A 16,901-nucleotide genomic window follows, 5' to 3' on the forward strand; every position below is an offset into this window, starting at 1 on the left:
ACGGACTGTTTCGGCCGATACCGACCACAGAGACGTCGTAGGGAGCGATTATGGAGTACCATAATTCCTCACGAACGACGTTCTGAGTGCCGTTATCTTTCGTTAAACAAGTTTACTCTAAACCGAGTAAGTTATATGGTCGGGCGTCCTCGTATTGTTTGATGACTGGGACAATCTCTCTGGGGCTCGCTACGACGGGGGAAACACGATGATTTGGCAGGACCTAATCTTCCTGGCCGGAAGCGTATTCTCGCTGTTCGTGCTGGTGCCTGCCCTCCGCGACGCGACGACGAACATTCCGCTGGGCACCTCGGTGCCCTCCGCCACCATCGGCATCGTCTACGGGACGACGTTCTTCACCCTCGGGATGACGATGTCCGCGGCGGGGTCGATACTCACCGGTCTCATGTGGAGCGTCATCGCCATCCTCCGCTCGCCGCACCCCTTCGACGACGTTATCGGGTCGGACGACCACAGCCACGGCAAACAAGCGACTCACTCGGCTCCGCAGAACGCCGACTGAACGGTACCGCTCTCTCCTCTCTGCGATTCGTCTCTCGGTTCTTCCGGGCTCGTCTCTCGACGTTCTCCTCTCTCTGCGGTTCGTCTTCGCTCTCCGTCTAACGCTCTCCTCGCAGTACTCTCCGGTCGAACGGCGGGTTACGCGGCCGTCCGACCGCTCCCGTCCGCCGCGCCGTCGTCTGGTTCCTCCCGCAACCACTCGGCGAGGAGGGCGCGGGTTCGCGCAGACCGTAGCGTCCCGATGTGGTTCGTCCACAACAGGACGTTCTCGGCCGCGCCGTCGAGTTTCGGGCTCGCCGGGTCGCGCCAGTAGTAGTGGTCGTACGCCCCGCGAATCGTGTAGTACGTCACGTCGCCCGGCGTCTCGGTGCCGGCGTTCAACCGCTTGAGCGGGTGGTTCGGCCGTTCGCGGTACCGGTAGCCGACGAAGCGACTCGGCCGCGCGTACTCGCCGAGCGTCCCCGGGTCCTCCTCGCCGCTACACACCGAGACGCCGTGGTTCGCCCCCGCGATGGAGACGACGGTATCGACCCACTCGTAGCGGTTCCGACGCTCCAACCAGAAGCGAACGCCGGTGACGCCGAGGCTGTGGGCGACCACCGAAACCGCGTCCGACCCGGTGTACTTGCGCACGTTACGGACGAACTCGTCGAGTTGGTCGGACATCTCGCGGTGCGTCGAGTTGGGGTGCGCGAACGTTATCGCCCACAGTTCGTCGCCGGCGAACCCCTCCTCCAGAAGCGCGTCGGCGTGGTCGGACCAGTCCGCGTGCGTCCGGCCGTTCCCGTGGACGAACACGACCGGCGTCCGCGACGCGCCCGGGTCCGTGTCGAACCACTCGTGGCCGCCGACGCCGCCGTACCGCCCCCGAGACGACCACGGGAGGCCCTCGTCGTCCGTCCGACGCTCGCGGCGTTCCCGCTTTCTCCGTTCGCTCGGCGGGTTCAACGCCCCCACGGCGTGGGTGAACATCCGCATCCCGAACGATGCGGTGTACAACGGGGCGACGGAGAGCCGATGTAACGGCATCACCCCGAAACGTCGATGCCGACTTTCGGATGTCACGGTGACTACTCGTGTCACTGCTATTTTTACTTTACTTAAATTGAGTATCAATTCCGGGAGAGAATCGCCGCGGGAGAAATCACGTATCCGCGAGAAAGAGGTCCCGTCCGACGCGAAGCGCGGTCAGTCCTCCGCCGGCGCGAGTTCGAGGAGTTCGTCCGCCAGTCGGCGCAGTTCGCCGCGTTCGGCGAGTTCGTCCCGCCAGCGTTCCGGCACCGCGTCGAGGCCGAACCGCGCGCCCGCGACGGCACCCGTCACCGCGCCGACGGTGTCGGCGTCGTCGCCGTGGTTCACCGCCTCGACGACCGCCTCCTCGAACGAGTCGGCGGAGAGGCCGTGGTACAGTCCGGATTCGAGCGTCGCCAACACGTAGCCGCTGTATCCGAGCGTCTCGGTGTCCGTCTCCTCGGGGAGGCCCGCCACGCGCGTCCACAGTTCGTCCGGGACCGCACCGCTCCCGTCGACGAGGGTCAACGCATCGCCGACGACGGAGTCGGGGTCGGACTCGCCGCAGACGAGGCGGCGCACAACCTCGTTCAACAGGGCGCACCCGGCGGTACACCGCGGGTCGGCGTGCGTAATCTCCGACGAGGCGCGACTCACCTCCGCGAGGACGCCCGGCCGGTCGAGGTACGCCAGCGCGTACGGCGCACAGCGCATCACGCTCCCGTTGCCGGCGTTGCTCCCCTCCGTCCGGCCCTCCCAAGCCTTCCGCCCGGCGTCGGTCCACGCGACCCCCTCGCGCACCTGCGCGAGCGAATCCGCGGTCATGAGGCCGATGTCGAACGGGCCGGACTCGTACCACCCGACGAACCGCCGCGCCACGTCCGCGCCGTCGAACCCGCCGCGTTCGACCAAACTCCGCGCGATGCACAGCGCCATCTCCGTGTCGTCGGTTATCGTCCCCGGCGGTCGGTCGTGGGTCCCGTGTCCGAGCATCTCCGTCACGCGGCCGTGCTCGGACTCGATTCCCGCGGACGTTCGGAACTCGACCGGTCTGCCGAGGGCGTCCCCGCACGCGAGGCCGAGGAGCGTCCCCCGCGCCCGCGAACGGACGGAGTGGTCGATCATACGTCTCGTTCGTCTCCCGTGACACATCAACCCTCGGTCCGTCCGGTCCGGCGTTCGCGTTCGAACTGTGGGACTCAGTGGCACTCCCTGCGTCGTTTTCCGCTCCCGACCGGTTCTAAACGTCGTAACGCCTAAGAGCGGAACAGCCATTAATTCGGGTAATGAACTCAAACGCGAACGTTCGAACGCCCCCCTCTCCACGAACGTGGAGGTGGCACCGTGGGCGTTGAGATAAAGGAGTCCTCGGTCTCCGACGAGGAGTTCGGGGAGATGAAGCGGTTCGTCAGAGATTACCTCTCCGCCAGCGTCGAGAACGAGGACGACGGCGGCCGGATGCGCTGGTACCCGTGGCACAGTTCAGAGTACCGCTTCAACCACATCCTCAACGTGGTCGAACTCGCCTCGGACATCGCCCGCCGCGAGGGGGCCGACGTGGACGTCGTCCGCGTCGCAGCGCTCTTTCACGACATCTCGAAGTTGGAGGCCGAACAGGAGGTCCACGCCGAGGAGGGCGCGCGCGTCGCCCGCGAGTATCTGGAGGCGCGCGCGGAGTTTCCCCAGTCATTCGTCGAGCAGGTGTGCGACGTCGTCTCGACGCACTCCTATCAGGGCCCGTTGACGGACGTCTCCTTGGAGACGCGGTGTCTCATCGAGGCGGACATCCTCGATAAGGTCGGGGCCAACGGCACGGCGTTGATGCTCCTGCGGATGGGGTACGAGGCGCGCACCCACATGGAGGCCTCCGAGATGGTCGAACGAGTCCTCGAACGGGGGCGCGACGCCACGGACCGCATCGAGAGCGACGCCGCCGAGAGCATCGCCCACCAACGACTCAAGCGCGTCAAGTGGTTCCGCGAGTGGTTAGAGCAGGAGGTCCCCGGCATGGACCACGAGGAGTTCGGCGCCTGAGTCGGCCGCCTCGGCCAGACTGACGACGGCGACCGACGCCCGGTCCCCGCTTTTTCGGACCCGCGGTTCAGAGCGTGTCGAGTATCGAGAGGACCGACTCCTCGGCGTCGCGGCCGGGGTCGTGTTCGGACCCGTCTCTGTCGGACTCGCGGTGTTCCTCGACGGTTCGGGCCATCGCCTCCTCGACGGGCGTCGAGTCCCACCCGAGGGCGGCGAGTTTGTTCGTATCGAGGACGTGCGGGTAGTCCCGGTAGAGGATAAAATCGTCCGGTGAGAGTTCCGCGGCGGCGAGTTCGCGTTCGCCCGCGTGGACCACCTCCACGTCGATCCCCATCGCGTCGGCTATCGTTCGGACCGTCTCTTCGAGGGTGAGCACCCGCCTGTCGCCGACGTTGTACGCCTCGCCGGCCTCGCCCTCCTCGGCGACGACGCGCATCGCGGACGCCACGTCCTCGACGTACGCGCGGTGCCAGATGTTCGTCCCGTCGCCGGGGACGACCACCCGGTCGTAGTTCTCGACGCGGTTCAGCCAGTAGTCGAGGCGTTCCGTGTAGTCGTACGGGCCGTAGACGATGGTGGGCCGGACGGACATCGCGTTCACGCCGCGGGTCGCCGCGTCGAAGACCACCCTGTCGCCCTCGGCCTTCCGGGGGCCGTAGCTCTCCGAGGAGTCGTCGGTCAACTGGTCGTCCGAACAGGGGCACAGTTCCGTGACGCCCTCTCGCTTTGGAATCTCCTCCGCGCCGTAGGCCGCACCGCTGGAGACGTAGATGTAGGCGTCCGCGTCCGCGAATATCTCCGTCGCGGACACCACGTCTCTGGGCTGGTACGCCACGCAGTCGAAGACGGCGTCCGGTTCGGCGGCGGCCTTCGCCCGCCTAAGGGCGCCGTCGTCCTTCCTGTCGCCCTCGATTCGTCGGACGGAATCGTCCTCCTTGAAGGGGTTCTCGTGGTTCCCGCGGTTGAAGATGGTCACGTCGTAGCCGTTCTCTACGAGGTCGGAGACGAGGTGGCGACCGATGAATCGGGTGCCGCCGACGACGAGTGCCGAGTCCATACGCTACCCGAGGGGTGGGCCGGAGAAAAGCGTGGGAGATGCGGCGGCCGATTCCGGTAGCGACGGCCGAGTCAGTCGTCGCTGGTCTGTGCGAGTCCGGAGTCCGCGTCGGAGGGAACCGACTTCACCGGGTCCGGAACGTCGGTCCGCACGTCGGCGTCCGCGTTCTCCGCGATGACCGCGGCGTACGCGTCGGGCATCACCTTCACGAAGTCGCCGAGGACGCTCTCCCAGTCGGCGAGGAGCGACTTCGCGCGGTCGCTGTCGGTGTACTCGGCGTGGTTCTCCACGAGGCGGCGGAGCATCGCCTCGTCGCCCTCTTCGAGTTCGTCGGAGAGCGACACCATGCCGGTGTTAGCCTTCGCTTCGAGTTCGTCGTCGGAGTCGTAGACGTACGCGACGCCGCCGGACATCCCCGCGGCGAAGTTGCGCCCCGTCTCGCCGAGGACGGCGACGACGCCGCCGGTCATGTACTCACAGCCGTGGTCGCCGACGCCTTCGACGACGGCCTTCACGCCCGAGTTGCGGACGGCGAATCGCTCGCCCGCGACGCCGTTGACGTACGCCTCGCCCTGCGTCGCGCCGTAGAGGGCGACGTTGCCGACGAGGACGTTCTCGGCGGCGTCGTAGGCGGCGTCCTCGGGCGTCTTTACTACGATTCGACCGCCGGAGAGTCCCTTTCCGACGTAGTCGTTCGACGCGCCGGTCAGGCGCATCGTCACGCCGCTCGCGAGGAACGCGCCGAACGACTGTCCGGCGATGCCGGAAAACTCGCAGTCGATGGTGCCGTCCGGGAGGCCCTCGCCGCCGTACTCGTCGGAGATGCGGTTCGACAGCATCGCGCCGACGGCGCGGTCCACGTTCGAGACGTCCTCCCGAATCTGGACCGGTTCGCCGCGTTCGAGTGCGGGTCGCGCCTGTTCGATGAGCTTGTGGTCGAGTTGCGTCTCCAAGTCTGCGTGGGCCTGCTCTTCGGTCTTGTAGCGCGCGCCCTCGGCGGGTTTGGCGATGACCGACGCGAGGTCGAGGTGCTTGGCCTTCTCGTGGTCGGTCTCTCGCTGGCGGAGCAGCGAGGGACGACCGATCATCTCGTCCACCGTGCGGAAGCCGAGTTCGGCCAGTATCTCGCGCAGTTCCTGCGCCATGAACGTCATGTAGTTGATGACGTGCTCGGGTTGGCCGGGGAAGCGCTTTCGGAGGTCCTCGCGCTGGGTGGCGACGCCGACGGGGCAGGTGTTCTCGTGGCACTGGCGGGCCATCACGCAGCCCGACGTGACGAGCGACGCCGTCCCGAAGACGTACTCCTCCGCGCCCAGCAAGGCGGCGACGGCGATGTCGCGGCCGGTCTTCATGCCGCCGTCGGCGGTCACGCGGATGCGCGACCGGAGGTTCGTCGCGCGGAGCATCTGGTTCGCCTCCGCGAGGCCGAGCTCCCACGGCAGACCGGCGTTCTTGATGGACGTCTTCGGCGACGCGCCCGTCCCGCCGTCGTGCCCGGAGATGTGGACGACGTCGGCGTTGGCTTTCGCCACGCCCGCGGCGATGGTTCCGATGCCCGCCTCGGAGACGAGCTTCACGTTGATGTCGGCGTCCGAGTTCGCCGCCTTCAGGTCGTGGATGAGCTGTTTGAGGTCCTCGATGGAGTAGATGTCGTGGAGGGGCGGCGGCGAGATGAGGCCGACGCCCGGCGTCGCGTAGCGGACGTGCGCTATCATCTCGTTTACCTTCTTGCCGGGGAGGTGGCCGCCCTCGCCGGGCTTCGACCCTTGCGCCATCTTTATCTGAAGCTCGTCGGCGCTGGAGAGGTAGTGGGAGGTGACGCCGAACCGGCCGGAGGCGACCTGCTTGACGTTGCACTCCTTCTCCGTGCCGAACCGCTCCGGCGGTTCGCCGCCCTCGCCGGAGTTGGACTTCCCGCCGATGCGGTTCATCGCGACGGAGTTGTTCTCGTGGGCCTCCGGCGACAGACTGCCGAGCGACATCGCCGCCGTCGAGAACCGTTCGACGATGTCCTCGACGGGTTCGACCTCTTCGATAGAGACCGGGTCGCGGTCGGAGTCGAACTCCAAGAGGCCGCGGAGCGTCTGCAGTTCCTCCGACTGGTCGTTGACGAGTTCGGCGAACTCCCGGTACTTCTCGTAACTGCCGGAGCGGACCGCCTGTTGGAGCGTTCCGACGGTCTTGGGGTTCCACTGGTGGTGGATTCCGTCGGAGCGGTGTTCGTACTCGCCCTGCCGTTCTAAGTCGGGGTCCGCGCCGAACCCGACGGCGTGGCGGGTGAGGGCGTCATCCTCCACCACGTCGATGCCGATGCCCTCGGTGCGAATCTCCGTCCCCTCGAAGTACTCGGCGACGAACTTCGAGTCGAGGCCGACGGCCTCGAAGATCTGGGCGCCCTGGTAGGACTCCACCGTGGAGATGCCCATCTTGGCCATCGTCTTCAGCAGGCCGTCTTCGAGCGCTTTCTTGTACGCCGCGACGGCCTCGGACTCCTCCGCGCCGTCCGGGCCGGCGACGAGGTCGCCGATGGTCTGGTAGGCGAGGTACGGGTTCACCGCGCCCGCGCCGTACCCGACGAGGGCGGCGAGGTGGTGGACCTCGCGGGGGTCGCCCGACTCGACGACGAGTCCGGCGTGGTTCCGCAGGCCGTTCCGGACGAGACTGTGGTGGACCGCGCCCGTCGCCAGCAGACTCGGAATCGCCACGCGGTCGGGGCCGAGGGTGCGGTCCGAGAGGACGACGATGCTCGCCCCCGCTTCGATGGCCGCCTTCGCCTCCTCGCGGACGCGTTCGACGGCGTCGCGCATCTCCTCGTCCGTCTCGTAGGTGATGTCCACCACGGCCGAGGAGATGTCTCCGTCTAAGTCCTCGATGGCCTCGGTCTGGGCGTCCGTCAGGACGGGCGAGTCCAAGACGAGTTGCCGCGCGTGCTCCGGCGTCTCGTCCAAGAGGTTCCGCTGGTGGCCGAGTCGAGATTCGAGGGAGGTGACGAGTTCCTCGCGGATGTAGTCCAGCGGCGGGTTCGTCACCTGCGCGAACAGCTGCTTGAAGTAGGTGAAGAGCGGCCGGTTGAAGTCCGAGAGGACGGAGAGAGGGGTGTCGTCGCCCATCGACCCGACGGGGTCCTTCCCGTCTCTCGCCATCGGTTCGATGAGGTGGTTCACCTGGTCGTGGGTGTAGCCGAACGCCGCCTGGTATGCGCGGAGGTGGTCCACCTCGCCGCGGGGTTCGTAGTCGCTCTCGTCCGCGATATCGTCGAGGTGTCGCTGTTCCGTTTCGACCCACTCGCCGTACTTCTCGTCGGTGAGGGAGTCGAACACCTCCTCGTCGGGGATGACACGCCCCTCCGTCGGGTCGGCCATGAACAGCTGCCCCGGTTGGAGGCGGCCGCGTTCCCTGATTTCGCTCGGTTCGGTGTCGAGTGCCCCGACTTCCGAGGCCATGACGACCCTGTTGTCGGCGGTCACGTCGTAGCGACACGGACGGAGGCCGTTGCGGTCCAGCACCGCCGCCACCCGGTCGCCGTCCGTCGCCGCCACGAGGGCGGGGCCGTCCCACGGTTCGACCAGCGATGCGTGGTAGTCGTACCAGTCGCGCTTCTCCCGCGGCATCGCGTCGTCGCCGCGGTACGCCTCGGGGATGAGCATCCGGAGGACGTGCGGGAGTTCGCGGTCCGAGTGAAGCAGGAGTTCGACGGCGTCGTCCACCACCGCCGTGTCGGACTGGTCGGCCTTCGTGACCGGCTTGATGGTCTCTAAGTCGTCGCCGAACGCCGGGTGTTCGAGGTCCGTCTCCCGGGCGCGCATCCAGTTGATGTTGCCGCGGATGGTGTTTATCTCGCCGTTGTGTACGATGTGGCGGTACGGGTGCGCGAGGTGCCACGCTCCGAGCGTGTTCGTCGAGAAGCGCGCGTGAACGAGCGTCAGCGTCGTCTTCACGCGTTCGTCCGCGAGGTCGGGGAAGTAATCGAGCAGTTGGTCGCCCTTGAGCAGTCCCTTGTAGACGAGCGTCTTCCGCGAGAGCGAACAGACGTAGAAGCGCGCCGCGCCCGCGGACTCCAGTTCGCCGACGCGGTTCTCGGCCTCGCGGCGGGCGACGTACAGCTTCCGGTCGAACGCCTCGGCGTCCATCTCCGCGTCGGGGCGGACGAACGCCTGCCAGACGTCGGGTTCGGATTCGAGCGCGGTCTTCCCGAGGTCGGAGTTGTCCGTCGGCACGTCCCGCCAGTGGAACACCTCCAGCCCGTGGGCCGCCACGGAGCGTTCGAATATCGAGAACAGTCCCTCGCGCGCGGCGTCGTCCTGCGGCATGAACACCGAACCGACGGCGTACGTCTCCGGCAGGTCGGCGTCCACGACGGCCTCGAAGAACTCGTCGGGCCGTTGAATCATGATGCCGGCGCCGTCGCCGGTGTTCTCCTCGGCACCCGTCGTGCCGCGGTGTTCGAGGTTCGCTAACAGTTCCACGCCGTCCGCGACGGTCCGGTGAGTTCGACCGCCGTCGAGGTCGATGACGGCGCCTACGCCGCAGTTCGAGCGCTGGTCGGTGGGGTCGGCGAGCCCCTCCGAAACGTCAGGGGTGTCTCTCTGTGGCTTGGTCATGTGTGACCAGACACCGAACTCCCATAAGGCATTTATCCTGAAAGCATAAGGGAAATACTATTACATATAAGGATATATGGTCTATTTCTACTTTATCGAATGTTCATCTAGGATACGGACGGCAGCGCGAAGTGTGCGAACAGCAGCGCAGAAAAGGGGCGGGGCGGGAACGAGCGTCGCTCAGTACGTCTTCGCGAAGTAGGCCGTCTCGACGGCGTCGCCGTCGCAGATGGCGCAGGAGTCGCCCTCGTGAATCTCGGCCTCCTCGTCGTCGAGGGGGACCATCACGATTTCGGCGGCTATCTGCTCTTTGATCTCGGTTTCGCACTCCTCGTCGCCGCACCACGGCGCTTTCACGTACCCGCCGTGCTGGCCGATGGTGCCGAGGATGTCCGCGCGGGAGTCCGCCTCCCGGACGTTCTCTTCGAGGTTATCCTCCGCCTTCGCGTAGAGTTTGGCGTACACCTCGTCGAACTCCTCGCGCACCGTCTCGGCGACGTTCTCGCGGTCCACCTCCTTGCTCTCGCCGTCGGGGCGGTGGACGACGGTTATCACGTCGTCGTCCACCTCGTTCGGGCCGATCTCGAAGCGGACGGGGACGCCCTTCAGCTCCCACTCGTTGAACTTGAAGCCCGGATTGCGCTCGTCCCGGTCGTCGAGTTCGACGCGGACGCCCGCCTCCTCCAGTTCCTCGGTGATTCCCTCGGCGTACTCGAGCACCTTCTCCTTCGTGTCGGACTGCCAGATGGGGACGACGACGACCTGTTCGGGCGCGACGGTCGGCGGCAGGACCAACCCTTGGTCGTCGGAGTGGGTCATGATGAGCGCGCCCATCGACCGCCACGAGAGGCCCCACGAGGTGGTGTGAGCGATCTGGCTCTCCTCGTCCTCGTCGGTGTAGGTGATGTCGAACGCCTCCGCGAAGGAGGTGCCGAGGTGGTGGGAGGTGCCGCTTTGGACGGACTTGCCGTCGGGCATGAGCGCCTCCACCGTCGTCGTCGTGTCCGCGCCGGGGAACTTGTCGTGTTCGGGCTTCGCGCCGCGGAGGACGGGGATGGCGAGCAGGTCCTCGAAGACGGACTGGTACTGGTCGAGGCGGGTGAGCGTCTCGTCCCACGCGTCCTCGTCCGTCGCGTGCGCGGTGTGGCCCTCCTGCCAAAGGAACTCCTTCGTGCGGAAGAACGGCTTCGTCTCCGTCGCCTCCCATCGGACGACGGACGCCCACTGGTTCACGCGGAGGGGCAAGTCGCGGTGACTGCGGACCCACCGGGACAGGTATGGCGCGATGATGGACTCGGAGGTGGGCCGGACGGCGAGTCGTTCCTCCAGTTCGTCGCGGCCGGCGTGGGTGACCCACGCGACTTCGGGGTCGAACCCCTCGACGATGTCCTTCTCCCGTTCGAGGTAGCTCTCGGGGATGAACATCGGGAAGTAGGCGTTCTGGACGCCGGTCTCCTTGAACAGCCCGTCGAGGTAGCTCTGGATGCGCTCCCAGACTGCGTAGGCGCGCGGCCGCGTGACGATGAATCCGCTCATCCCCTCCGGGCCGTAGTTCGCCAACCCCGCCTTCTGGACGACTTCGGCGTACCACTCGCCGGTGTTGTACTCCTTGGACTCGGTTATCCCGAGTTCCTGATCGTCGCTCATTACCCTCGCTTTACCCCAGCGAACTCTTAAAGACCCCGAAGCGCGCGACTCCGCGCGTCCCGGCGGAGGGGCCGCGCGGCCGGCGCGGCGGCGACGCCGCTCCCGTTCGCGCCCGCGTCAGTCGCGCCGGACGGCGAACGGACTGTCGCCGTCGCGCCACGACCACCCCGGCAACCGCGTCTGAAAGCCCGCCGCGAGTGCGGCGTCCAAGTCGTCCGCGCCCGCGCGCCCCTCGGTGTGGGTGCGGACGTCCGCGAAGTGGAACGTCGCCTGCGCGAGAAGCGAGAGGGGGTGCCCGCCCGCGACGGTGGCGGCGAGTTCGCGCCCGAGAATCTCGTCGACGACGAACCCGGGGTAGTCGCCCTCCACGTCGAGTTCGCGGAGGATGCGGACGAACCCGGCGACGTTCACCGCCACCTCGCCGTCGGCGAAGACGGCGTCCACCTCCTCGCGGTACGCCGCGGGCGTCACCTCGTCCACGTCGGTTTCGAACAGCTCGCCCAACCGCGCGCGCGTGTCGTTTATCAGCGGAACCACCGCGTCGCCGCGGTTTCGCACCCACTCCGCCTCGCGTTCGACGGCCTCCGGTGTCAGCTCCATACCGCCCATCTGCGCGTCCGAGGGCTTCCACTTTGCGAAGGCTTTTATACCGACGAGAAAGTACCTCCGAGTAAGCGGGTTTTCCCTGCCTCTTCCCGCAGTCAGGATAGCCAGAGATACCACCGTACTCGTTGACTATGCTCTCTCAATCGACGACCGGGTCAGACCGTCCCCCGATAGGCGTATCGGCACCGGTCGGCAGCTTTCGAGGCAGCGATTCTCCGACACCGCCCGTAACGCACCGGGCGAGGCCACTCAGTTATGAGTTCAGTAGATAAGCAACTTGAGGAATTGAAAGCAGAGATTACGAACGAACTGCCGTCCGACATCTCCGTGTCGGACGTGAAATACGAGGGGCCGGAACTCGTCGTCTACACTCGGGACCCGAAGCGGTTCGCGCAGAACGGCGACCTCATCCGGAAACTCGCCAGCAAACTGCGGAAGCGCATCACGGTCAGGCCCGACCCAGAGGCGCTTTCGAGTCCCCGTAACGCGGAGGAACAGATCCTTGACGTCATCCCCGAGGAAGCGGGCGTCACCGACCTCGACTTCCACGCCGACACCGGCGAAGTCGTCATCGAGGCGTCGAAGCCGGGGATGGTCATCGGCCGCCACGGGTCGACGCTCCGGAAGATAACCCAGCAGGTCGGGTGGACGCCCGAAGTCGTCCGCACCCCGCCCATCGAGTCGTCGACCGTCTCGAACGTCCGGAACTTCCTGAAGCAGGAACGCGACGACCGGCGGCAGATTCTCGAACGGGTCGGGCGGCAGATTCACCGCGAACAGCTCTCCGACGACGAGTGGGTCCGCATCTCGACGCTCGGATGCTGTCGGGAGGTCGGTCGCGCCTCGTTCGTCGTCTCGACGCCCGAGACGCGCATCCTCGTGGACTGCGGCGACAAGCCGGGGTCCGACGACGTGCCGTACCTGCAGGTGCCGGAGGCCCTCGGGGCGGGCGCGAACTCGCTGGACGCCGTCGTCCTGACGCACGCCCACCTCGACCACTCGGCGCTCATCCCCCTCCTGTTCAAGTACGGGTACGACGGCCCCATCTACACGACCGAACCGACCCGCGACCTGATGGGTCTCCTGACACTCGACTACCTCGACGTGGCGGCCAAGGAGGGCCGGACGCCGCCGTACGAGTCCGAGATGGTCCGCGAGGCCATCAAACACTGCATCCCGCTCGAATACGGCGACGTGACGGACATTGCGCCGGACGTGAAGCTCACGTTCCACAACGCGGGTCACATCCTCGGCTCCGCCGTCTCGCACTTCCACATCGGCGACGGCCTCTACAACGTCGCGTTCTCCGGGGACATCCACTACGACGACACGCGCCTGTTCAACGGCGCGGTCAACGACTTCCCGCGCGTGGAGACCCTCGTCCTCGAATCCACCTACGGCGGCCGGAACGACTACCAGACCGACCAGGAGGACTCCGAGGAGAACCTCATCGAGATAATCAACGAGACGTACGACAAGGGCGGGAAGATACTCATCCCCGCGTTCGCCGTCGGTCGGTCCCAGGAGATAATGCTCGTCCTCGAAGAGGCGATGCGGAGCGGCAAGATTCCCTCCATGCCCGTCCACCTCGACGGGATGATCTGGGAGGCGACGGCCATCCACACCACGTACCCCGAGTACCTGCGGGACGAACTCCGCGACCGAATCTTCCACGAGGACGAGAACCCGTTCCTCGCCGACGAGTTCAACCACATCGACGGCGGCGAGGAGGAACGGCAGGAAGTCGCCGACGGCGACCAATGCATCATCCTCTCGACCTCGGGGATGGTCACCGGCGGCCCCATCATGTCGTGGCTCCGCCACATCGGTACGGAACCGGACTCCCGACTCGTGTTCGTCGGCTACCAGGCGCAGGGAACCCTCGGCCGCCGCATCCAGAACGGGTGGGACGAGATTCCCGTCAACGGCCGCGACGGCATGGGCCGTTCGGACACGCTCCAACTGAAGATGGACGTCGAGACGGTGGACGGGTTCTCCGGCCACGCCGACCGGCAGGGACTGGAGAACTTCGTGAAGACGATGAACCCCCGACCCGAGAAGGTGCTGTGCGTCCACGGCGACGAACGCTCCGTGCAGGACCTCTCGTCGGCCCTCTATCATAACTACAACATGCGGACGTTCGCGCCGAAGAACCTCGAAACGTTCCGCTTCAAGTGACCGCGTAAGCTTCCGCGTCGTCCGCGCCCGACCCGCGTTCGCGTTTCGTTCCGGTTTTCGCCGCCCGCGCCCGCGGCCAACATTCAAGCCCGTTCTCCACGCAGACTGAGCCATGCGTCTCGCGCTTATCGCTCACGACGAGAAGAAGCCGGAGCTCATCGAGTTCGCGAAGAACCGCAAGGCGGACCTCGAACGGTTCGACCTGATGGCCACGGGGACGACCGGGAAGCGACTCCAAGAGGAGACCGGCCTCGACGTCGAACGCAAGCAGTCCGGCCCCATCGGCGGCGACATGCAGATCGGCGCCGAGATCGCCGACGAGAACTGCGCGGGCGTCTTCTTCCTGCGGGACCCCCTGACCGCGCAACCGCACGAACCCGACATCACGGCGTTGTTGCGCATCGCCGACGTCCACTCCATCCCCCTCGCGACGAACCTCTCCAGCGCCGACGCCATCCTCGACGAACTCGTCAGACAGCTCGAATCCGAGACCCGGTCTCACCGCTGAGAATCGTATCCCGACGCTTAACACCTCCCCGCCGAACACCGGTGTATGCGACGCTCGATACGAACTGTTGCCACGGTAGTCGTTCTACTGGCGACGTTGGGAGCGCCCGTCGTCGGTCCGGTCGCCGCCCAGTCGTCCGACTCGGCGGCGGCGGACGGCGGCGAAAAGCGGTGCTTCCCGCCCGGCGGTCACGAACTCAGCGTCGGTACGGAAGGTCCGGGCATCGGGATGACCGTCCACACGTCGCTGTTCTCGAACCTCGGCGGCGAAGGGGCACTCGGTCTCGAAGCCCGCGGCACCGCGTTGAACGCGACCATCGTCTCGCTTCGGACGGGCGTCGTCTTCAACGGCGTCGGCGACGCCGGGGCGTTCCTCTCGAACCCGTTCTCCCGGTTCGCGATAGTCTACGACTACTCGTTCGATCTTCCGATGTTCTCGTCTCTCGGCGGGGATCGGTCGTCGTACGCTTCCGAGGAGTCGCCGGTGTCCGGCGTCGAGACGAGAGCGTGTTAAGCTCGAACCGTCAGGGCGACGGTCCGGAGGGGTAGTTCGCGTCGGCGCGTTGGACGACGATGCTCCCGTCCGCGTGGATAGTCACGTCGTAGCCGTCGAGCGAAAACGAGAGAGTCCCGTTGCGACCAGCCTTGTCGGTGAACAACGAGTCGAGCGCGTCGGGGTCGATGACGTCGTACAGCGGTGGTAACGCCTCCGGTTCCTTCCCCGCGAACATCGACACCGCTCGGACGACGCTGAAACTGAGCGGTTCGTCGTCCGACCAGTCGTGCATCGCGTGGTACTCCTCCGCCGGTGCCGACGGGTCTCTGCCGCCGACTCCGTCCTCAACCATCGTCTCCCCCCCGGGAGCGTGCTCGGTTCGGACTCCTGTCTCCGAATACCATTGTATTCTCACCGACTCGCTACTCTCTATCCCCACATAAAGTGCGATGACTGTTAATATGAGAAAATCCCTTACTGTCAGTACGCTCCAACGGTTAACCGCCCGATTATTGCGGCGTCGGGCTTCCGCGGCGCGCGCCGACGCGATAAAGTATGACGTTAGCGGGTCCGTCAGCCGAGTAAGGCGTCGACTTCCGGGCGTTACGGGCCGGATGTCGCCTCTACGGGGTCCACCACCTCGCCGGACTCGGGGTCGACGCCCACCCTGTCGCACAGCGCCGACACCGGGCAGGCGTCGAGTCCGTCGAGGCAGGCGGGCGTCCGCGCCGTGCAGTACTCGCGTCCGAACTGGATCATCGCGGTGTGTCCGAACCCGCACTTCGCCGCCGGAACGTCGCGTTCGAGCGATCGGCGCACCTCCTCGTGGTCAGCGTCGGGTGACGCGACGCCTAACCGCCGCGAGATTCGGTGGACGTGCGTGTCCACGGGGAAGACGCCGCCCCGGCCGCCGGCGAACAGGAGGACGCAGTCGGCCGTCTTCGGGCCGACGCCGTGAATCTCCAGCAACCGGTCGCGGACGGCGGCGGGGTCCTCCTCGCGGACGTAGGCGTCGAACCCCTCAGACCCGCCGAACTCGGAGACGACTTCCCGGGCCGCGCCGCGTATCATCTTCGACTTCTGGTTGTACAGTCCCGCCGCGGAGATGGCGTCGGCTATCGCCTCCCGGTCGGCCGCCGCGAGGGTCTCCGCGAGGTCCTTGGCCGGGCCGTACCGGGTCATCAGTTCGTCGTGCGCCGGTTGACTCGCCTTGTCGCTGGTGTTCTGGCTGAGTATCGTTCGGACGAGGCACTCGAAGGCGTCCTGTCCGCCGTAGGCCTTCCGCCAGTACAGTCTCCCTAACTCGTCTACGACCGCCTCCGCGCGCGTCTCCGCGTCCCCCTCCTCGAACATCGCGGCCGTGCCGCCGCCGGCCTCGCCGCCGCTAATGTTCTCTGCGGGTTCCTCGGGCATGGGTGGGGGTTCGACCGCCGCGGCGAAAAACCGCCCGGTCTCTCAGTCGGTCTCGAACAGTCGGACGTAGACGGCGATGAAGCCGACGACCCCCGACAGGAGGACGAAGCCGCAGAAGACGAGGAGGTACAACGCGACCGGGGACCCCGTTTGGTCGGACATAACCGCCCCGACGGAACACCGTCGCTCAGTCCTTTCTCCGGCGGCGTCCGCCTACTCGACGGTGAGCGTCAGCGTCAGGGACGCCCCGTCAGCGAGGGCGGCGACGAGTTCGCGGTCGAAGTCCGCGGCGGCACCCTCGGCGCCGACGAGGACGGTTCGGTCGTCCACGTAGTCGCTGGTCCGCCCGACGTGACTTCGGTCGTCCTCGAACGTCAGGTCGGGGTGGCCGCGCCCCGCGACCGTCTGCGCGAACGTCTCCCCCTCGTCCGTCTCCACCGCTATCTCCGCCGTAATCGTCGCGTCTTCGTCGCGGCACGCCTCGACGAACTCCTCGTCGAAGTCGGCGGGCACCCTGTCGGCTTCGACCGCGAGAATACAGTCTCCCGCGGGCGTGAGCCAATCGTCCGACGTCACCTCGAACGTGCTGGCGTGTTCGGCCGCGACGTTCTCGTGTCCGCGCGCGCGGACGACTTCGCGTCGTTCGGTCATGGTTCCCCGTCGCCGTCGCCGCGGTAAAGCGCGTACGGTTCGGCGCGGAACGAGGCGCGTCCGACCCGCCGGGACGGGACGACCGTTCCGCCGATGGGGCGATCGTTCCGCCGACGGAACGGCGGGCGGCCGAGTACGGTGCGCTCCGTATTTTATGTACGTCTCCCCATCGGTTGAT

Annotated in this window: 14 protein-coding genes; 5 read left to right on the top strand and 9 right to left on the bottom strand. The window is 66.6% G+C overall.

Features of this window, described 5'->3' with window-relative positions; translation table 11 throughout:
• Positions 1 to 208 precede the first annotated feature (208 nt).
• Positions 209 to 523, top strand: coding sequence for a hypothetical protein (locus ACZ522_RS15620; protein ID WP_379697590.1), 315 nt, complete (start codon positions 209 to 211; stop codon positions 521 to 523).
• Positions 524 to 660: 137 nt separating this feature from the next.
• On the opposite strand, the gene ACZ522_RS15625 is transcribed toward ACZ522_RS15620, so the two are convergent.
• Together ACZ522_RS15625 and ACZ522_RS15630 are read right to left on the bottom strand one after the other, a co-directional pair.
• On the bottom strand, positions 661 to 1,551 hold the full coding sequence (locus tag ACZ522_RS15625) for an esterase/lipase family protein (RefSeq protein ID WP_379697587.1): 891 nt from the start codon (positions 1,549 to 1,551) through the stop codon (positions 661 to 663).
• 159 nt (positions 1,552 to 1,710) lie between these two features.
• Positions 1,711 to 2,658 carry an ADP-ribosylglycohydrolase family protein gene (locus ACZ522_RS15630; protein ID WP_379697584.1) on the bottom strand — a complete coding sequence of 316 codons (948 nt, stop codon included), beginning with the start codon at positions 2,656 to 2,658 and terminating at the stop codon, positions 1,711 to 1,713.
• A 219-nt stretch (positions 2,659 to 2,877) separates the two neighbouring features.
• On the opposite strand from ACZ522_RS15630, the gene ACZ522_RS15635 reads away from it, so the two are divergent.
• Positions 2,878 to 3,567 (top strand): HD domain-containing protein, encoded by a 690-nt coding sequence (locus ACZ522_RS15635; protein WP_379697581.1) that lies wholly within the window; start codon positions 2,878 to 2,880, stop codon positions 3,565 to 3,567.
• 67 nt (positions 3,568 to 3,634) lie between these two features.
• Here ACZ522_RS15635 and ACZ522_RS15640 read toward each other — a convergent pair whose 3' ends face one another.
• From ACZ522_RS15640 to ACZ522_RS15655, 4 genes are all read right to left on the bottom strand, one after another.
• Complete coding sequence (locus ACZ522_RS15640; RefSeq protein ID WP_379697579.1) at positions 3,635 to 4,624, bottom strand: NAD-dependent epimerase/dehydratase family protein; 990 nt, start codon at positions 4,622 to 4,624, stop codon at positions 3,635 to 3,637.
• A gap of 71 nt (positions 4,625 to 4,695) precedes the next feature.
• Positions 4,696 to 9,225 carry a glutamate synthase large subunit gene (gltB, locus tag ACZ522_RS15645; protein WP_379697576.1) on the bottom strand — a complete coding sequence of 1,510 codons (4,530 nt, stop codon included), beginning with the start codon at positions 9,223 to 9,225 and terminating at the stop codon, positions 4,696 to 4,698.
• A 180-nt stretch (positions 9,226 to 9,405) separates the two neighbouring features.
• On the bottom strand, positions 9,406 to 10,872 hold the full coding sequence (gene proS, locus ACZ522_RS15650; protein ID WP_379697573.1) for a proline--tRNA ligase: 1,467 nt from the start codon (positions 10,870 to 10,872) through the stop codon (positions 9,406 to 9,408).
• A gap of 117 nt (positions 10,873 to 10,989) precedes the next feature.
• A complete protein-coding gene (locus ACZ522_RS15655; RefSeq protein ID WP_379697571.1) occupies positions 10,990 to 11,472 on the bottom strand; it encodes a hypothetical protein in 483 nt (160 codons plus the stop codon).
• A 261-nt stretch (positions 11,473 to 11,733) separates the two neighbouring features.
• Here ACZ522_RS15655 and ACZ522_RS15660 point away from each other — a divergent pair, with 261 nt between their 5' ends.
• The 3 genes from ACZ522_RS15660 to ACZ522_RS15670 all read left to right on the top strand — a co-directional run bounded on the left by ACZ522_RS15660 (position 11,734) and on the right by ACZ522_RS15670 (position 14,677).
• A complete protein-coding gene (locus ACZ522_RS15660) occupies positions 11,734 to 13,656 on the top strand; it encodes a beta-CASP ribonuclease aCPSF1 (RefSeq protein ID WP_379697568.1) in 1,923 nt (640 codons plus the stop codon).
• A 112-nt stretch (positions 13,657 to 13,768) separates the two neighbouring features.
• The gene (locus ACZ522_RS15665; RefSeq protein ID WP_379697565.1) at positions 13,769 to 14,164 is read left to right on the top strand and encodes a methylglyoxal synthase; all 396 of its coding nucleotides are present in this window, start codon (positions 13,769 to 13,771) and stop codon (positions 14,162 to 14,164) included.
• A gap of 45 nt (positions 14,165 to 14,209) precedes the next feature.
• Positions 14,210 to 14,677: a DUF7332 family protein gene (locus ACZ522_RS15670; protein WP_379697562.1), complete on the top strand. Its 468-nt coding sequence runs from the start codon at positions 14,210 to 14,212 to the stop codon at positions 14,675 to 14,677.
• Positions 14,678 to 14,687: 10 nt separating this feature from the next.
• Here the strand turns inward: ACZ522_RS15670 and ACZ522_RS15675 are convergent, their stop codons facing one another.
• From ACZ522_RS15675 to ACZ522_RS15685, 3 genes are all read right to left on the bottom strand, one after another.
• The gene (locus ACZ522_RS15675; protein WP_379697559.1) at positions 14,688 to 15,011 is read right to left on the bottom strand and encodes a HalOD1 output domain-containing protein; all 324 of its coding nucleotides are present in this window, start codon (positions 15,009 to 15,011) and stop codon (positions 14,688 to 14,690) included.
• Between the two features lie 251 nt (positions 15,012 to 15,262).
• Positions 15,263 to 16,072 carry an endonuclease III domain-containing protein gene (locus ACZ522_RS15680; RefSeq protein ID WP_379697556.1) on the bottom strand — a complete coding sequence of 270 codons (810 nt, stop codon included), beginning with the start codon at positions 16,070 to 16,072 and terminating at the stop codon, positions 15,263 to 15,265.
• A gap of 213 nt (positions 16,073 to 16,285) precedes the next feature.
• Positions 16,286 to 16,723, bottom strand: coding sequence for a DUF371 domain-containing protein (locus ACZ522_RS15685; protein WP_379697554.1), 438 nt, complete (start codon positions 16,721 to 16,723; stop codon positions 16,286 to 16,288).
• Positions 16,724 to 16,901: the final 178 nt, after the last annotated feature.

Source organism: Halopelagius fulvigenes, assembly GCF_055398025.1.